The organism is Aurantimonas sp. Leaf443 (genome assembly GCF_001425575.1).
Classification (GTDB): Bacteria; Pseudomonadota; Alphaproteobacteria; order Rhizobiales; family Rhizobiaceae; genus Leaf443.
On sequence record NZ_LMRD01000006.1, the window covers coordinates 482,347 to 499,773 of the forward strand.

Below are 17,427 nucleotides of genomic sequence, written 5' to 3' on the forward strand. Positions count from 1 at the left end.
TCGTGCGGGCGGGCGTCCGGCCGATTCCCGGCCCCGCAGGCTCTGTCCAAGCCCTGCCGCAGCCTCTAGAAGGGCGCCGGACCGAAGGACAAGGATCGCGCGATGACGACCGAACTCTCCGTCAACCTCAACGCCGTGGCCATGCTCCGCAACCGGCGCGACCTGCCCTGGCCGAGCGTCACGGGCCTCGGCCGCATCGCGCTCGCGGGCGGCGCGCACGGGCTGACCGTCCACCCCCGGCCCGACCAGCGCCACATCCGCTTCAGCGACCTGCCGGAGATCCGGGCGCTCATCGATGCCGAATTCCCGCAGGCCGAGTTCAACATCGAGGGCTATCCGACGCCGGAATTCCTCGATCTGTGCGAGAGCGTCTCGCCCGAACAGGTGACGCTGGTGCCGGACGACCCGGCGCAGCCGACCTCCGACCACGGCTGGGACTTTGCGGCCGAAGGCGATTTCCTGCGGCCGATCGTGGAGCGCCTGAAGGCGGGCGGTTCCCGGGTGTCGCTCTTCGCCGACGCGGACGCCGCGCAGATGCAGGCGGCCGCCGAGACGGGCTGCGACCGCGTCGAGTTCTATACCGGGCCCTATGGCGCGACCCATGACGATGCGGCGGCGGCCGCGCGCGAGATCGAGCGGCTGGGGGAGGCGGCGGACGCCGCGCTCGCCCTCGGTCTCGGTCTCAATGCCGGGCACGACCTGACCGTCGCCAACCTGCCCGCCCTTGTCGCCCGCATTCCCGCGCTGGCGGAGGTCTCCATCGGCCACGGCCTGACCGCGGACGCGCTGGAATACGGCATGGCCGAGACGGTCCGCCGCTTCCGACGCGCCTGCGGGCAGGCGATCTGACAGGCGGGGCGGAGCAAGGTTTCCGGCCCCGCGATCTCGCCTCTTGCAAACCCCTCGGCAGGCCTGTAGAGCGCTGTACCGTAACGTACGGTACGCATCGGGAGCGGTGCCGGGCGGTCGCGGGCAGGGCGATGGGAGCGGGGATGGACAGCGGGGGCGAGGCGGCGGCGAGCGGGCCGACGGAACGGCAGAAGGAGGTGCTGGAGGCCGCCCTGTCGCTTCTCGTCAGCGCCGGCGAGACGCTGACCATGACCGCCGTCGCCCGCCGGGCGAGCTGTTCCAAGGAAACGCTCTACAAGTGGTTCGGCGACCGGGACGGTCTCCTGACGGCGACGGTGCAGTGGCAGGCGGCGAAGGTGAGGGCGCAACCGCTCGACGCGGGCACGCTCGACCGGCAGACGCTGCACGAGAGCCTCCAGGCCTTCGCGCGCGACTGGCTGACGGTCCTGTCCGGCGAGACCTCGATCGCGCTGAACCGGCTGGCCGTCGGCCATGCCGGCACCGAACGCGGCGATCTCGGCGCCATCGTGCTCACCAACGGGCCCTTCGCCATGCGCGGGCGGCTCGGCGCCATCCTCGCGGCGGGGCGCCTTGCCGGGCTCGTCTCCTGCGAGGACGAGGCGCGCGCCGTCTCCACCTTCTTCGGCCTCGTGGTGCGCGACGTGCAGATCCGCCTTCTCCTCGGCGATCCCGCGCGGCCCTCCGCCGCCGAGATCGAGCGCGACGCGAGGATCGCGACCGACCAGTTCTTCGCCCTCTACGGGGCCCTCAAGACAACGCCCGGCGACGGGCGCTGAAACGAGCCGGCGCGACGCCGGGTCAGACATCAAGCCAGAGGCCGGAACGAACACCGGCCAGCCAGGAAGGAAACCGCCATGCGCGTCTATTACGATCGTGATGCCGATCTGAACCTCATCAAGTCCAAGAAGGTGGCCATCATCGGCTATGGCAGCCAGGGCCGCGCCCATGCGCTGAACCTGAAGGATTCGGGCGCCGGCAATGTCGCGATCGCGCTGAAGGCCGGTTCGCCGACCGCCAAGAAGGCCGAAGCCGACGGCTTCAAGGTGATGACCGTGGCCGAGGCCGCCGGCTGGGCCGACCTCATGATGATGGCGACCCCGGACGAGCTGCAGGCCGACATCTACAAGGCCGAGATCGCCCCGAACATCCGCGACGGCGCGGCCATCGCCTTCGCGCACGGGCTCAACGTCCATTTCGGCCTGATCGAGCCGAAGGCCTCCGTCGACGTCGTGATGATCGCGCCCAAGGGCCCCGGCCACACGGTGCGCGGCGAGTACCAGAAGGGCGGCGGCGTGCCCTGCCTCGTGGCCGTGCACCAGGACGCGTCGGGCAACGCACTGGACCTCGCGCTCTCCTACGCCTGCGGCGTCGGCGGCGGCCGGTCCGGCATCATCGAGACCAACTTCAAGGAAGAGTGCGAGACCGATCTCTTCGGCGAGCAGGTCGTTCTCTGCGGCGGTCTGGTCGAGCTCATCCGCGCCGGCTTCGAGACGCTGGTCGAGGGCGGCTACGCCCCCGAGATGGCCTATTTCGAGTGCCTGCACGAGGTGAAGCTCATCGTCGACCTCATCTACGAGGGCGGCATCGCCAACATGAACTACTCGATCTCGAACACGGCCGAGTGGGGCGAGTACGTGACCGGCCCGCGCATCATCACCGAAGAGACCAAGGCCGAGATGAAGCGCGTCCTCAAGGACATCCAGACCGGCAAGTTCACCTCGGACTGGATGCAGGAGTACCGCTCCGGCATGGCCCGCTTCAAGGGCATCCGCCGCAACAACGACAATCACCAGATCGAGCAGGTCGGCGAGAAGCTGCGCGGCATGATGCCGTGGATCAAGTCCAACGCGCTGGTCGACAAGGCCCGCAACTGAGCCCGTCGCACGGCACGAGATTGGGGAGGGGCGGCTCGCGGGCCGCCCTTTCCCGTTGCGGCGGGCCCTGGGTTCAGAGATTGGAAAGAAGCGCGCGTTAAGGTCGGGTTCGTACATCTGTGGAGTGGGGCATGACCGCGATTCCAGAGCTGCAGTCCGATGGGTCCGAACGCCGGGTCGCCCAGCGCGTGCGCACGCTCAAGCGCGGCAAGGTCGTCTTCAACAACGGCTTCTCCACCTTCGACTGCATCGTGCGCAACATCTCGGCGACCGGCGCGCTTCTGACCATCGACGAAGCGGCCCATCTGCCGAAGGAATTCTTCATCCGGATCGGCGAGGACAGGGACGCGCGCCCCGCGCGCCTCGTCTACCGGCGCGGGCTGCTCGCCGGCATCCGCTTCCTCGACGTGCCGGAGGAGGACGAGGACTATCCCCATGCCGGCGCCTCGGCGGACCATCCGGTGCAGGGCGGGGGGCCTGTCGCGCCGCCGAGTTCCGAATCCTTCGCCGCCGCCGCAGCGCATCTGCCGCCGATGGAAGATCCCGACCAGCCCGGCATCCGCCGCATCCGGCCCGAGACGCTGCCCGACGCCCTGATCCGCAATTTCCGCTGGCGCTGAAGGCCCCCGAAAAAGGGGCTTTCCGGCCGTTTTCACCCCTCTTCCAGCCCGTCGGGCCTCTCGCGAAAATTCTCTGCCGCGATGCGAAGAAACAGGGTGGACAGCGCAAAAGCTCCTGACTATACAGCCGCTACCAGACGCCTCCGGGCGCGGTCGGGTGATTAGCTCAGTTGGTAGAGCAGCTGACTCTTAATCAGCGGGTCGTAGGTTCGAGCCCTACATCACCCACCATCTAAAAGATCTTCGAAGATATCCGAGCGCCCTTTCGGGTGAGCCGTCGTTGTTTCGATGCCATCGGGCAGTTTGCAGTCCGGTTTGAGACCGCACCGGCGCTCGGCCGTGCTGTGGTCACTGTAGAGCGCCACCGCCTTTTGGATTTCGAGTGCGCATCCTCGAATGGCGGCAGACTCCGTGGCCTTTCTCGTCTGCTGATCCAGGCGCGACTTCGAGAGCCGGTCGGCGCGACCGTCCCTCACGCCCGTTTCAGGCTGTCCAGCTGGCGATCGGGATGGATCACCTCCGCGAGCGTGCCGGCGAGGGCGGCGCATTGGTTGCGGATGTCGGGGACGGCGGTCACCTCCCAGAAACGGCCGGCGGTGAGGGGGCCGAGGGCGAAGAGGCGGCGGCTGGCTTCGCCCGCGGCATTCAGCACGGCATTGGTGGGAGCGACGTCGAGGCCGAGGCCGAGCGGGTCGCGGCGGATCGTGCCGCGGGCTTCGAGACCGGCGAGGAGCTGCGAGCGGAAGGTCGCGTCGGGGCGCAGGATGCCGGTGCAGGAGACGACGCGCCGGGCGGTGAGACTGCGCGCGGCGCTCTCGCGGCGCAGGCGATAGGTGATCTCCGTGCCGTCCGGTCCCTCCCGCATCGTCGCGATCCGGCCGGCGACGATCTCCAGCCGCCCGTCCGCTCGGGCCTTTTCGATGCGCGCGAGGCTTTCCTCGGGCACGCGGTGGCGGTGGATCTCCCAGAAGGTGCGGGCATGGCGCAGGAATCGCCGCCGCGCCTCCAGCGGCATCGAGGCCCAGACGGCGGCCGTGTGCGGGCGGATGCCGTCGATCACGTCGCGCCAGTCGCCGCCCTGCGCCACCGCCCAGTCGATGGTGCGGCGGAACCAGCGCGTGAGATAGGAAATGTCCGTGCCGAAGGGAATGTCGGCGGCGTCCACCGCCAGCGGCTTGTTGCGCCGGTGGGGCTGGGGCATGAGGCCGTTGCGGGAGAGGGCGACGATGCGCCCCTTGTGGCCCTCGTTCAGGAGCGCGATCACCGTGTCGATCATCGACAGGCCCGTGCCGACGATGAGGACCGTGTCCTCTTTCGAGGAGGACCGGGCGGGAGCGGCGCCCTCGGCCATGCCGTGACCCGTGGCAAGGACGGCTGCCTGGGCGATGCGCAGGCTGCCGTCGGAGAGTTCGGCGGCCACGCCGCTCTCGCCGATGCGCAAGGCCGTGCATTCGGCCGTGACGACGTCCAGCCGCCCGTCTCCGATGCCGGCGCGATAGGGGTCGAGGAGGTGGTCGAGATAGCGCCCGTAATGGCGGCGCGAGACGAAGCAGAAGGCGTCGGTGCAGCCGTCTTCGCGGGCGAGCCCGCTCGCCTGGAACCAGTCCCAGAAATGCGAGGGCTCGTCGGGAAAGGCGCTCATCGAGGCGGCGCGCGTGTTGAGGACGTGGTCGCGCTCGGGCGTCGAATAGGCGAGGCCCCGCCCGATCTCGGGACGGCGCTCGACGATGGTGACGTGGATGCGCTCCTGCGGGCGGCGCAGGAGATGGGCCGCCATCAGAGCGCCGCTCGCGCCGCCGCCGACGACGAGGACACGGCCGCCGGCGCTCATCGCACGGCTCCCGCGCCGCGCGTGGAAATCAGGCCGAGGCGGCGAGGCTCGCGGCGTCGATGTCGACCAGCGCGGGCATGGCCTTCAACTCCTCCAGCGTCTTGCCGTCGAGGATCGCCGACATGGCGTCGCGCACCTCCAGCATGACGAGGCGCACCGAGCAGCGCTCGACATCCGCGCAGTCGTCGCAGCGCCGGTAGGCCGTGCGGCTGGCGCAGGAGATCGGCGCCAGCGGTCCGTCGAGAACGCGCAGGACGTGCCCCACCCTGATCTCCGCGGCCGGCCGGGAGAGGGCGTAGCCCCCGTTGCGCCCCTTGCGGGCGTGCACGAAGCCGGCGTTGCGAAGGTCGCCGAGGATCGTGTCGAGAAACTTCTTCGAGATCGAGTTGGCGGCCGCGATCTCCTCGGACAGGCTGAGGCGCGCGGGGTCGGCGGCTGCCAGATGCAGCATCGCCTTCAGCCCGTACTTGCCCTTCATCGTCAGCATCGAGGGTGGCTCTTTCGAACGGCCCGACGGCACAAGCGGGCTGGATCGATAAACTATACGGATTGAGTAAGGATATTTCCAGCCGCGTGGGCCGGGTGGCGTGGGCGCGAAGGGAGCGGCCGACCCGGGCACGACGGAAGGCGGGCGGGGTCTGCGGAAGGGCGGCGGTTGCCATCGGTCGGACCTCGTTTCCAGAATTGCCTTCATGCGTTTCAAACAATCTATAGAAAATGTAGATTGCTGCAAGCGGGTCCTTTTCGCGCGGGCGCGCCGGCATTCGGTACCATCGCCAGGATCCATGTCTTCGGCCGTCAGGGGCTTGAAGAGCCGGCCGCCGCCGGCACTGCGACGAGACGCCCTGCGACGCGATCGACGGTCTGCGACCGAACCGGCGCGACACGGTCCGAACGACATGCGCCGTCTTATATCCACAATGAACGTAGATTTAGTATTCTATTTCTCGTCCGGTCCGGCGGGTCGGGGTAGCGTTTCGTCCATGCCCTCCCGGCCCGCCTCGTTCGGAGAATTGTCGATGCGCCTCAACCGCCGCCATGTCGTCGCCGCCCTCGCGGGCTCCCTCGCCCTGCCGCTACTCGCAAGCCTGCCGGCCCTGGCCGATACGAGGCGCCTGCGCATCGGCTACCAGAAATACGGCACGCTCGTTCTCCTCAAGGGCAACGGCCTCCTGGAGAAGGCGCTGCAGCCGCTCGGCTACGAGGTGGAGTGGACCGAGTTTCCCGGCGGCCCGCAGCTTCTGGAGGCGCTGAATGTCGGCGCCATCGATTTCGGCACGACGGGCGAGGCGCCCCCGATCTTCGCGCAGGCCGCGGGCGCGCCGCTCGTCTACGTCGCCTACGAGCCGCCCGCGCCGCGCGGCGAGGCCATCCTCGTTCCCAAGGACAGCCCGCTGCAGAGCGTCGCCGAGCTGAAGGGCAGGACGATCGTTCTGAACAAGGGCTCGAACGTCCATTACCTCCTCGTCAAGGCGCTGGAGGAGGCGGGCGTCGCCTATGGCGACGTCGCCACGCGCTTCCTGCCGCCCGCCGACGCCCGCGCGGCCTTCGAGCAGGGGGCGGCGGATGCCTGGGCGATCTGGGACCCGTTCCTGGCGGCGGCCGAAGTCACGATCGAGGCGCGGCAGCTGCGCAACGGCGAGGGCATCGTGCCGAACCACCAGTTCTACCTGGCCTCGCGCGACTTCGTCTCCGGCCATGGCGAGGCGCTCAACGCCCTCGTCGCGGCGCTCGGCGAGATCGACACCTGGGCGCAGGCGAACGCGCTCTCGGCCGCCGAGGAGCTGGCGCCCTCCGTCGGCATTCCCGCCGACATCCTGGCCATCGCGATCGGGCGCCAGTCCTACGGCGTGAAGCCGCTCGACGCGGCCGTCGTCGCCGCACAGCAGAAGATCGCCGACACGTTCCACGGGCTCGGCCTGATCCCCGAGCGCATCTCGATCGCCGACGTTGTGCGGGGGCCGAACTCTTGAGCGCTCTGACCGAAATCGGCGCATCCTCGCGGCACCCGATCGATCCGCGGGCGATCGGCCGGGCGCTGGCACCCTGGGCGCTGCCGCTCGGGCTCGTGGTCCTGTGGGAAATCGCCAGCCAGTCCGGGCTCGTCAACGTCCGGCTCCTGCCGGCGCCGTCCAGAATCGCCGTCGCCTTCTGGACGGCCCTGTCCAACGGCTCGCTCGCCACCCACACGCTTGCCTCCGCGCAGCGCGCGCTGCTGGGCCTTCTCATCGGCGGCGGCCTCGGCTTTACCGCCGGGCTGGCCTGCGGCCTGTGGCGGCCGGCCGAGACGCTGCTCGACAGTTCCGTGCAGATGCTGCGCAACATCCCGCATCTGGCGATGATCCCGCTCGTCATCCTCTGGTTCGGCATCGGCGAAAGCGCGAAGATCTTCCTCGTCTCGGTCGGCGTGTTCTTCCCGCTCTACATCAACACCTTTCACGGCGTGCGCACCATCGACCCGCAGCTCGTCGAGATGGCCGAGGTCTACGGGCTCGACCGGCGGGCGCAGCTCCTGCGCATCGTCCTGCCCGGCGCCTTGCCCTCGATCCTCGTCGGCCTTCGCTACGCGCTCGGCCTGATGTGGCTGACGCTCATCGTCGCCGAGACGATCTCGGCCACGAGCGGCATCGGCTACATGACGATGAATGCCCGCGAGTTCCTGCAGACCGACATCGTCATTCTCGGCATCGTCACCTACGCGCTGCTCGGCAAGCTGGCCGATGTCGCCACGCGGGCGATCGAGCGGCGGGCTCTGGTCTGGCACCCCGCCTATCAGACCAACGCGGAGGCACGCCGATGAGCGCGGTGGGCGAGGCGCGGGCCCCGCAGGGCCGCCCGATGTCCGGCCAGGCGTCGAGCCGGCGCGGGCTGTCCCTGGCGCTGGCGGGCGTCTCCAAGGCGTTCGGCGCGACCTCGGTGCTGCGCGGCTTCGACCTGCGCATTCCCGCCGGCCAGTTCGTCGCGGTCGTCGGGCGTTCGGGCGGCGGCAAGTCCACGCTCCTGCGGCTGATGACCGGGCTCGACCGCCCGAGCGGCGGGCGCGTGGAGATCGACGGCCGCCCGGTGGACGGGCTCGATCCGGCGGTCCGGCTCCTCTTCCAGGAGGCCCGCCTCGTGCCCTGGCAGACGGTCGTGGAGAATGTCGGCATAGCGCGCGGGGACGGCTGGCGCGAGACGGCGCTCGGCGCGCTCGCCGATGTCGGTCTCGCGGGGCGCGGCGAGGACTGGCCCTCCGTCCTGTCCGGCGGCCAGCGCCAGCGCGTGGCGCTCGCCCGCGCCCTCGTCAGCCGGCCGGGCATCCTCCTCCTCGACGAGCCCTTCGGCGCGCTCGACGCGCTGACGCGGCTCGAGATGCACAAGCTGATCGAGGGCCTGTGGCGCGAGCGGGGCTTCACCACCGTCCTCATCACCCACGACGTCGCCGAGGCGGTGGCGCTGGCGGACCGCGTGATCGTGCTGCGCCAGGGCGCCATCGCGCTCGACATCGAGATCGACCTCGACCGGCCCCGCCGCGAACTCGCGGACCCGCGCGCGGTCGACCTGCAGAAGCGCATCCTCGACGAGGTCTGACCGGCAGGACCGGATCGGCGCCGCCGGCCCGGTCCTGTCCGGCCCGGCCCCGTCACCAGTCCGGAGCATTCGTCCATGTCGCATGCCTTTTTTCGAAGCCCCGCCCCGGCGCCGCGCCTCGCGCCGCCCGTCGCTTCCGTCCTCGACCTCATCGGCCACACGCCGATGGTGGAGGTGACGGCCTTCGACACCGGCCGGTGCCGCCTGTTCCTGAAGCTGGAGTCGCAAAATCCGGGCGGCTCGATCAAGGACCGCATCGCGCTCTCGATGATCGAGGCGGCCGAGCGCTCCGGGCAGCTCAGGAAGGGCGGCACGCTGGTGGAGGCGACCGCCGGCAATACCGGGCTCGGCCTTGCGCAGGTGGGCGTGCCGAAGGGCTACCGCATCGTGCTCGTGGTGCCCGACAAGCTCTCGCGCGAGAAGGTGCAGCACCTGCGCGCGCTCGGCGCCGAGGTGCATCTGTCGCGCTCGGACGTCGGCAAGGGCCATCCCGACTACTATCAGGACAAGGCGAGGCGCATCGCCCGCGAGACGCCCGGCGCCTTCTTCGTCGACCAGTTCTCCAACCCGGCCAACCCGCGGGCGCACGAGGAGACGACGGGACCGGAAATCTTCGAGCAGCTCGACGGCGACGTCGACACGGTGGTGGTCGGCGTCGGCTCCGGCGGCACGCTGACCGGGCTCGGCCGCTATTTCGCGCGCGTCTCGCCGAAGACCGAGATCGTTCTGGCCGATCCCGTCGGCTCGGTCCTGACGCCCTTCTTCAAGACCGGGCGGCTGGAGCGCGCCGGCAGCTGGACGGTGGAGGGGATCGGCGAGGATTTCGTGCCCCCCAATGCCGATCTCTCCTTCGTGCGACACGCCTATTCGATCACCGACAAGCAGAGCGCGCGCGCCGTGCGGGACCTCCTGTCGAAGGAGGGCATTCTCGGCGGCTCCTCGTCCGGCACGCTTCTCGCCGCCGCGCTCCTCCATTGCCGGGCGCAGGTGACGGCGAAGCGCGTCGTCACCTTCGTCTGCGACAGCGGCAACAAGTATCTCTCGCGCGTCTTCGACGACGTGTGGCTGGCCGAGCAGGGGCTCGTGGAGCGCGTGCGCCATGGCGACCTGCGCGACGTGATCGCCCGCTCGCATCGCAGCGGGCAGACGGTGACCGTCTCGCCCGGCGAGAGTCTTCTGGACGCCTATGGCCGCATGCGCCGGGCGGACGTCTCGCAGCTGCCGGTTCTCGAGGAGGGCCGGCTCGTCGGCCTGATCGACGAGGGCGACATCCTGCGCCGCATCGAGGGTGCCGTGGAAGGCCGCTGGGAGCGCTTCGCCTCGCCGGTCCACCGGGCGATGACGCGCGACGTCCACACGCTGCAGGCGACGCAGACCCTCGACGCGCTCCTGCCGGTCTTCGACCGTGACGAGGTGGCGATCGTGATGGACGGCGACGAGTTCGTCGGCCTGGTGACGCGCATCGACCTGATCGATCATCTGCGCCGTTCGGGATGAGGGCGGCCCTGGCGGGCGTGGGTGTCCGGCCCCTGCGCCCGCTGCCCGTGGCGTGACGGACCCCCGTTCCGTCGTGCCGAGCTTCCACCTCCCTCATCCGCACGCTCCGCCTTCTCCCGGGACGGGAGAGGGCGGAGCGTCGTTGCGATGCGAAGGGATCGGGTCAGGCGTTCAGGTCGAAGGCGCCGTAGCGCCCCTGCGCGTAGAGGAGCGCCGGCCGGGTCTCGCCGAGCACGACGGCGCGCACGGCACCGAAGATCAGCGCGTGACTGTAGCGTTCGACGACGTGATCCACCTCGCAGTCGATGGAGGCGAGGGCGCCGACCAGGGCGCCGGAGCCCGTCGCCAGCGCGCGCCAGTCGGCGCCCTCGTAGCGCTGTTCGCCCTTCAGCCCGCCGCGGCCGGCGAAGCGGTCCGCGACGTCCTGCTGGTCGGCGGCCAGGAGATTGACGCAGAAGGCGCCGGTGGCGGCGATGACCGGCCAGGTGGAGGAGGAGCGGTTGATCGAGACGAGCATGGTCTCGGGATCGACCGACAGCGAATGGGCCGAGGTGACGGTCGCCCCGGTGCGGGCCCCCTCGCGGCCGGCGGTGACGACGCAGACGGCGCCCACGAGCTGGCGCATGGCGCGCTTCAGGCCGGGGGCGGGCTCGGGCAGGGCGGCTTCGGGACGGGGGACGAGTTTCAGGGCGAGGGACATGAGGGAACTCCCTTCGATAGGGGCGAAACGAGGAACCGCGCCGCGCGCCAAGGCGCAGGGCGCGAGGGACGGCCGACGACCGGAATCGCGGCGACGCTCTCGGCTGGGGTCACGACTGCGACACGCGCAAGGGCGGCCGGCGGTCGCCCGCGATGGTCTCGCCGAAGGGGCCGGTGTTCAGGCCGGCCTCGCGCGCCTTGATCGCGTGGTCGAGAGGCAGGAGCGGCAGGACGCGCTCGCCGAAGGAATAGGCCTCTTCCAGATGCGGGTAGCCCGAGAGGATGAAGCTGTCGATGCCGAGGCGCCGGTACTCGTCGATGCGCTCGGCGACCGTATCCGCGTCGCCGACGAGCGCGGTGCCCGCGCCGCCGCGCACGAGTCCGACGCCCGCCCAGAGATTCGGCGAGACCTCCAGCCTGTCGCGCCGGCCGCCATGCAGGGCGCGCATGCGCGACTGGCCGACCGAGTCCATCCGCTCGAAGACCTTTTGCGCGCTCTCGATCGTCTCGTCGTCGAGGCGGCTGATGAGGTCGTTGGCGGCGTCCCACGCCTTCTGCGTCGTCTCGCGCACGATGACGTGGAGGCGGATGCCGAAACTGACCTCGCGACCGGCCTTGTCGGCGAGGCGGCGGACCGTTTCGATCTTCTCGGCGACCTGCGCGGGCGGCTCGCCCCAGGTGAGATACTTGTCCACCTGCTCGGCCGCGACCGCGTTGGCCGCTTCCGACGAGCCGCCGAAATAGAGCGGGGGATGGGGCGTCTGCACGGGCGGGAAGAGAAGGCGGCCGTCCTCGATGCGCAAATGCTTGCCCTCGTGCGCCACCGTCTCCCCGGCGAGCACGGCCTTGTAGATCTGAAGGAACTCGCGCGTCACCTCGTAGCGCTCGGCATGGCCGAGGAAGATGCCGTCGCCCTTGTTCTCCACCGGGTCGCCGCCGGTGACGACGTTGATGAGGAGACGGCCTCCGGAAATGCGGTCGAGCGTCGCCGTCATGCGCGCGGCGAGCGTCGGCGACTGCAGGCCCGGCCGCACGGCGACGAGAAAGCGCAGCCGCTGCGTCAGCGGCACCAGCGCGGAGGCGATGATCCAGGAATCCTCGCAGGAGCGGCCGGTCGGCAGCAGCGCTCCGTAGAAACCCAGGTCGTCGGCCGCCTGTGCGATCTGGCGCAGGTAAGGCAGGTCCACCGCCCGTCCGCCGTCCGACGTGCCGAGATAGCGGCTGTCGCCGTGGGTCGGCAGGAACCAGAGGACCTTGATCGTCTCGGGAATGCTCATCGAAATCTTCCTTTGCCACGTCGGCGATCGGCCCGGCCGGCGCATGGCAGGCCGGCGCTTCACCAGCGTCCGATCGCCGGTCACCGGATCGAAGCTAGCGACAGTCCCGACCCGGCAGAAGGAATAAAACCATCCAATACACCGATTATATAGAATATTAGATCGTCACCGAACTCGGGCCTGGAGAGCGTTGGCCGACCGCCGCTGCAGGTGCGAGCAGGGGGCGAACGACGGGACGCAGTCTCTCCCGCGCAAAGCCGGTGACCGAACGTTTCGACCTCAGATCGTGCCGCAGCGAATGCGCCGAGCGGCCCAGAGCAAAGCAGCGCTTCGGTTCGCGTCGCCGCGTCCGCGCCGAACCGCCGACCGCGCCCGATCAGCCCTGCCTGCGCCCCGAAGGGCGATGCGTCATGGCCGCTGGAAGGCCAGGTGGGCGCCAAGGCCGACGAGGATCGATCCCCCGGCGCGCCGAACCCAACGCTGGATGGTGCCCGAGCGTCCGAGCCGCTCCACGACGAGGCCCGCCAGGAGAACGCAGACCATATCGGCGGTGGAAAAGATCGCGTTGATGGCCAGGCCGAAGACGGCCAGTTGCAGCCAGACGGGAAAGGCCGCGGAGGCATCGACGAATTGCGGCAGGAAGGCGAGGAAGAAGAGCGCCGTCTTCGGATTCAGGACTTCCACCGCGACGCTTTCGGCGAAGGCGCGCCGCGCGGACTTCGAAGGGACGGGCGGCATGTCGGTCTCGGGCGCGGGGCGCGAGCGGATCAACGCCAGGCCCAGCCACACGAGGTAGGCGGCGCCTGCCAGCTTGACCGCCAGATAGAGGGTCGGGATCGCGTGGAACAGGACGGACAGGCCCGCCGCCGCCGCCAGGATATGAACGTAACATCCCAGATGAATGCCCAGGACGGCCATAGCGCCCGAGCGGCGGCCACCGGCCATGGTCTGGGCGGCCGCATACAGCATCGCCGGACCCGGAATGAAGGCGAAGACCGCGGTCGTCGCCAGGAACGCCAGGAGGATCTCGATGGACGGCATGTCGGTACATCCGATGGGGCGGCCTGGACACCGCGAGCAGCGTCCCAGCATGCCATGGCCAGATGGGGTGCGACAGGATCGATGACCGCTTTCGGCGAAAGCCTGCGGTGAAGCGCACCGGCGGCGTGTTCCGCTCGCCCTGTCCAGCGACCGGGGGCGGGCACCTGCGGAGCCGGCGGGACTTCTGCGAGCGGCGGCGGTCGCGCCGCTTCCGGCTGCCGCCCAGACGCGAACGCCGCCCGTGAGACAGCGGGCGGCGCGGCGCAAGACGGTCCGGCAGGTCCGGCGCGGGCGCCGGGCCGGTGCCCTTGCCTAGAAGAGGATGTCGTCGAGATCGACGTCCCCGGAGGCCTCCGGGGCGGCGGGTGCTGTCGACAGCATCGCGCCGCCGAAGACGCGCTCGAAGATGCGGCGTTCCTCGACCATCGTGTAGTTGCCGGCGAGAAGGTCGCGCAGGCGGTCGCTCTCCTCCGGCGTCATCTCCTCGTCCGGGAATTCCGCGAGAAGGCCTTCGAGGATCGCCATCGTGCGCCGCATGCGGTTGCAGCCCTCGATATGGGGCGTCATCGAATCGGCGAGGCGGGCGACGGTCTCGGCGAGACCGGCGGCATTGGTGGTCGCCTGGCGCAGCTGCTCGTCGCAGACGGCCTCGACGGCGCGCAGGATCTCGGCGGCGGTGGCGAAGCTCTGGCGCACCTCGCCCTCGTTGCGCCCGATCTCCTGCAGGATGCGCCCGCCCAGATCCTCGGTGGAGGCGACGGAGCGCTCGATGCCTTCGCGCACCTGCGCCGCCTCCGCCTTGGCGTGGGCGGCCTGCTCGCGGATCTCGCGGGAGATGAAGCCGATCGTCTCGTCGCCGCTGTCGACATGGGCGGCGCGCACGGCCGCGTTGAAGCCGGCAAGGCTCAGCGTGTGCTCGAGCTCGGAGAGCTCGTCCGTCATCGCGATCAGCGTGCCGGCGGCCTCGACGCAGCGCGACAGGCTCTCGTCGAGCTGGCGCCGGCCGGTCTCCTCGCGCAGGATCATCGCCTCGATATGCGAGGCTTCGGCCTGCAGGATGGCGATGGCGCCGTTCTGCCCGTCGCCGGCCAGACCGCGCATCAGCCGGTCGCTGGTGCGCACCTCCGCGCCGATCGTGACGAGATTGTGCTGCACCGAGCCCATCTCCTCCTCGTAGACGCGGGCCAGATCCTCCAGCTGGGCGATCTCGAGTTCGGCGATGCGGCGCACGGCGAGGCTCGCCTCGCGCGGCGAGAGCGGCGCCTGGTCGTGGAAGAGGCCGCCGCCGGACGTCAGGAGCATCAGCCGGCGCAGGTTGTCGACCGAATGCTCCATGCGCTGGCGCGCGATGTCGTGGAACTGGAGGTTGGCGACGAGCCGGCCCGTCGCGTCGCGCACGGTGGAGAAGGAGGCGTGGACCGCCTCGCGCATCTCCGCGGCCTCCTCGCGGCCGGTGGCCAGGCGTGCGACCAGGGCGCGGATGGCGAGCGGCATGCTCTCGTCGCCCGACTGGCCGAGGCGGCCGACGCGGCGCTCGATGTCGCGGCTCTCGTCGAAATAGGAGCGCAGGAGGCGCATGCGCTCGTCGAGCTCGCGCGAGATGCGCTGGCCGGTCGCGACGAGTTCGCCGACATGCTCGGTGAAGGGCACGAGCTCCTCGCGCGCCGTCGCCATGCCCTCGACATGGGTGCGCGCGACAAGGACGACATAGTCCAGAAGCCGGAAGATGAGGCTGACGGCGCCGCTGGCCTCGGAGGCGAGCGTGATCGCGTCGGAGAGTTCGCCGAGCCGCTGCGAGCGGTCGTCGACGAGGCTGCGGATGGCGTCGGCGGCAAGGCCCGCCTCGCCGAGCCGCTGCTCGATGCCGACGACGTCGGGGGAGGCGAGCGCCTCGATCGAGCCGCGCACGGCGTTGCGCACGATGCCCATGCGCTTGTGCAGGCGCTGCAGTTCGGCGCCGGCGTCGAGATAGACCGCCTCGCTGCCGTGGTTCCAGGTGGCGAGACCGTCGATCTCCACCGCGAGCCGGCGCAGGGCGGGGACGGCGCCGACGGACAGGCCGGGCAGGCGATGCTCGGCCGCGATCATCTCATCTCGCATGGCTCATCCTCGGCGCGATCTCGTTGGCGAAACGCATGATCTCGGCGGGGAAGCGCTCGAGGGCCAGTTCGTGCGCCACGGCGCCGAGTTTCATGGCTTCCTTGGGCATGCCGTAGACGACGCAGCTCTCTTCGTTCTGGCCGAGCGTCAGCGCACCGGCCTGGCGCAGCTCCAGCATGCCGCGCGCCCCGTCGTCGCCCATGCCCGTCATGATGATGGCGAGCGCGTTGGGACCGGCCGAGCGGGCGGCCGAGCGGAAGAGGACGTCGACCGAGGGGCGGTGGCGGGTGACGAGCGGCCCGTCGCGCACCTCGACGTGATACTGCGCGCCCGAGCGCTGCAGGAGGAGGTGGGAGTTGCCCGGCGCGATCAGCGCGAGGCCCGGCATGAGGCGGTCGCCGGTCTTGGCCTCGCGCACCTCGACGCGGCACAGGCCGTTGAGGCGGTCGGCGAAGGCGGCGGTGAAGCCGGCGGGCATGTGCTGCACGATGGCGATGCCCGGCGCGTCGGCCGGCAGCGGCTCGAGGAGGCGGCGCAGCGCTTCGGTTCCGCCGGTCGAGGCGCCGATGACGATGACCTTGTCGGTGGTGCGGTCGACGAGCCGGCCGCTGGCGGCGGGCGGCAGGACGGCGTCGGCCGTCAGCTTGGCCTGGCTGCCCTCCGAGGCCGTGCCCGTGGCGCGGCGCACGCGCGGCTTGGACTGCGAGGCGGCGCGCACCGCGTCGCAGATGCGCGTGCGGGCCTCCATCAGGAACTGCGGCGTGCCGACGCGCGGCTTGGCGATGATCTCGACCGCGCCCGCCTCCAGCGCGTTCAGCGCCGTCTTGGAGCCGGCCTCGGCGAGGGAGGAGCAGATGACGACCGGCACGGGACGCTGGCTCATCAGCTTCTGCACGAAGGTGATGCCGTCCATGCGGGGCATCTCGATATCGCAGATGATGACGTCCGGCACGTCCTGGCGCATGCGCTCGGCGGCGAAATAGGGGTTCGACGCCGTGCCCATGACCTCCATGTCGGCCTCGCCCGAGATGATGTCGGACAGGACGGTGCGCACGCTGGCGGAATCGTCGACGATCAGGACCTTGATGACTTTCGCCACGAGCGCTCCTCCCTCAGGTGCGGATGTAGATGTTGTTCTGGATGGGGCGCAGCGGCAGCTTGGGCGACCGTGTCGTGTCGGAATGGCCGAGAAACAGCAGGCCGCCCGGGCGCAGGTGCTTGCAGAGCTTGGCGAGCACCTGCTCCTGCGTCGCTGGCTCGAAGTAGATGAGCACGTTGCGCAGGAAGATGATGTCCATCTGGTGCTTCAGCTTGTAGGCCTCGTGCATCAGGTTCACCTGGCCGAACGAGACCCGCGAGCGCAGTTCGGGCGCGATGCGCACCCGGTCGTCCTGCGGATCGCGCGCGCCCAGGATGAAGTCGCGCGCCATGGCCGGCGGCGTCGTGGCGATCTGGTCGCGCGTGTAGATCGCCTCGCGCGCCTTCTGCAGGACCTTGATGGAGATGTCCGTGCCCAGAATGGACCAGGAGAGGTTGCCGGCGCGCGCGGCCGTCTCGAGGACCATGGCGAGCGTCCAGACCTCCTCGCCCGACGAGCAGGCCGCGCTCCAGGCGCGGACGCTGGCGCCGGTGCCCTCGGCCGCGATCTGGGCGACCTGGGCGGGCGAGAGATAGTCGAAGTGGAAGCGCTCGCGGAAGAACGAGGTCTCGTTGGTGACGACGCTGTCGACGAAGTTCTGCAGCTCGCTCTGGCGCCCGTTCGGGCTGCGCAGGAAGTTGAGATAGCTCTCGAAGTCGGGCAGGTCGCACTCGTTCAGGCGCCGGCGCAGGCGCGTCTCCAGCATCGTGCGTTTCAGCTTGGACAGCGTGACGCCGCAGCTCTCGTTCACGAGCTTGACGAACTCGTCGAAAGTGCGCTCCGCCAGGACGACCTTCGTCCAGTGGGGGATGGCGTCTTCTTGGGAAGCGCGAGCCGGGTTCGACATGGGTCCTGACGCGGTTGGCGGGAGGCTCGGCCCGGAGGGGCGCGCCTGGCCGGGCGGTGGTTC

Annotated in this window: 16 protein-coding genes and 1 tRNA gene; 9 read left to right on the forward strand and 8 right to left on the reverse strand. The window is 70.1% G+C overall.

The annotated features are described in order from the left end of the window. Positions 1-102 precede the first annotated feature (102 nt). The 5 genes from ASG48_RS06920 to ASG48_RS06940 all read left to right on the forward strand — a co-directional run bounded on the left by ASG48_RS06920 (position 103) and on the right by ASG48_RS06940 (position 3,595). A complete protein-coding gene (locus tag ASG48_RS06920) occupies positions 103-849 on the forward strand; it encodes a pyridoxine 5'-phosphate synthase (protein WP_055847128.1) in 747 nt (248 codons plus the stop codon). Between the two features lie 143 nt (positions 850-992). Further along, complete coding sequence (locus tag ASG48_RS06925; protein WP_055847131.1) at positions 993-1,646, forward strand: TetR/AcrR family transcriptional regulator C-terminal domain-containing protein; 654 nt, start codon at positions 993-995, stop codon at positions 1,644-1,646. Positions 1,647-1,724: 78 nt separating this feature from the next. Then, a complete protein-coding gene (gene ilvC, locus ASG48_RS06930; protein WP_055847134.1) occupies positions 1,725-2,744 on the forward strand; it encodes a ketol-acid reductoisomerase in 1,020 nt (339 codons plus the stop codon). A gap of 131 nt (positions 2,745-2,875) precedes the next feature. Continuing rightward, a complete protein-coding gene (locus tag ASG48_RS06935) occupies positions 2,876-3,364 on the forward strand; it encodes a PilZ domain-containing protein (RefSeq protein ID WP_156381486.1) in 489 nt (162 codons plus the stop codon). 155 nt (positions 3,365-3,519) lie between these two features. After that, positions 3,520-3,595, forward strand: a tRNA-Lys gene (locus ASG48_RS06940). A gap of 241 nt (positions 3,596-3,836) precedes the next feature. Here the strand turns inward: ASG48_RS06940 and ASG48_RS06945 are convergent. Then, positions 3,837-5,195 (reverse strand): FAD/NAD(P)-binding protein, encoded by a 1,359-nt coding sequence (locus tag ASG48_RS06945; protein WP_055847139.1) that lies wholly within the window; start codon positions 5,193-5,195, stop codon positions 3,837-3,839. Between the two features lie 28 nt (positions 5,196-5,223). Then, entirely contained in the window at positions 5,224-5,682 is a 459-nt protein-coding gene (locus ASG48_RS06950) for an Rrf2 family transcriptional regulator (RefSeq protein WP_055847142.1), read from the reverse strand. Between the two features lie 532 nt (positions 5,683-6,214). Here ASG48_RS06950 and ASG48_RS06955 point away from each other — a divergent pair. The 4 genes from ASG48_RS06955 to ASG48_RS06970 all read left to right on the forward strand — a co-directional run bounded on the left by ASG48_RS06955 (position 6,215) and on the right by ASG48_RS06970 (position 10,262). After that, positions 6,215-7,168: a sulfonate ABC transporter substrate-binding protein gene (locus tag ASG48_RS06955; RefSeq protein ID WP_055847146.1), complete on the forward strand. Its 954-nt coding sequence runs from the start codon at positions 6,215-6,217 to the stop codon at positions 7,166-7,168. A 5-nt stretch (positions 7,169-7,173) separates the two neighbouring features. Continuing rightward, on the forward strand, positions 7,174-7,995 hold the full coding sequence (locus ASG48_RS06960; protein ID WP_200939581.1) for an ABC transporter permease subunit: 822 nt from the start codon (positions 7,174-7,176) through the stop codon (positions 7,993-7,995). 38 nt (positions 7,996-8,033) lie between these two features. Beyond that, entirely contained in the window at positions 8,034-8,765 is a 732-nt protein-coding gene (locus ASG48_RS06965) for an ATP-binding cassette domain-containing protein (RefSeq protein ID WP_055847988.1), read from the forward strand. A gap of 75 nt (positions 8,766-8,840) precedes the next feature. Then, positions 8,841-10,262 carry a pyridoxal-phosphate dependent enzyme gene (locus ASG48_RS06970; RefSeq protein WP_055847151.1) on the forward strand — a complete coding sequence of 474 codons (1,422 nt, stop codon included), beginning with the start codon at positions 8,841-8,843 and terminating at the stop codon, positions 10,260-10,262. Positions 10,263-10,425: 163 nt separating this feature from the next. On the opposite strand, the gene ASG48_RS06975 is transcribed toward ASG48_RS06970, so the two are convergent. From ASG48_RS06975 to ASG48_RS07000, 6 genes are all read right to left on the reverse strand, one after another. Continuing rightward, positions 10,426-10,962 carry a flavin reductase family protein gene (locus ASG48_RS06975; protein WP_055847153.1) on the reverse strand — a complete coding sequence of 179 codons (537 nt, stop codon included), beginning with the start codon at positions 10,960-10,962 and terminating at the stop codon, positions 10,426-10,428. A gap of 109 nt (positions 10,963-11,071) precedes the next feature. Next, complete coding sequence (gene ssuD / locus ASG48_RS06980; protein WP_055847991.1) at positions 11,072-12,244, reverse strand: FMNH2-dependent alkanesulfonate monooxygenase; 1,173 nt, start codon at positions 12,242-12,244, stop codon at positions 11,072-11,074. Positions 12,245-12,646: 402 nt separating this feature from the next. Next, positions 12,647-13,279: a LysE family translocator gene (locus ASG48_RS06985; protein ID WP_055847156.1), complete on the reverse strand. Its 633-nt coding sequence runs from the start codon at positions 13,277-13,279 to the stop codon at positions 12,647-12,649. 312 nt (positions 13,280-13,591) lie between these two features. Beyond that, positions 13,592-15,379 (reverse strand): hypothetical protein, encoded by a 1,788-nt coding sequence (locus ASG48_RS06990; RefSeq protein ID WP_156381487.1) that lies wholly within the window; start codon positions 15,377-15,379, stop codon positions 13,592-13,594. Next, positions 15,369-16,478, reverse strand: a complete 1,110-nt coding sequence (locus ASG48_RS06995; RefSeq protein ID WP_055847162.1) for a chemotaxis response regulator protein-glutamate methylesterase — start codon at positions 16,476-16,478, stop codon at positions 15,369-15,371. Before ASG48_RS06995 ends, ASG48_RS06990 begins: the two co-directional genes overlap by 11 nt. A 13-nt stretch (positions 16,479-16,491) precedes the next feature. Then, complete coding sequence (locus ASG48_RS07000) at positions 16,492-17,364, reverse strand: CheR family methyltransferase (protein ID WP_055847165.1); 873 nt, start codon at positions 17,362-17,364, stop codon at positions 16,492-16,494. Positions 17,365-17,427 lie beyond the last annotated feature (63 nt).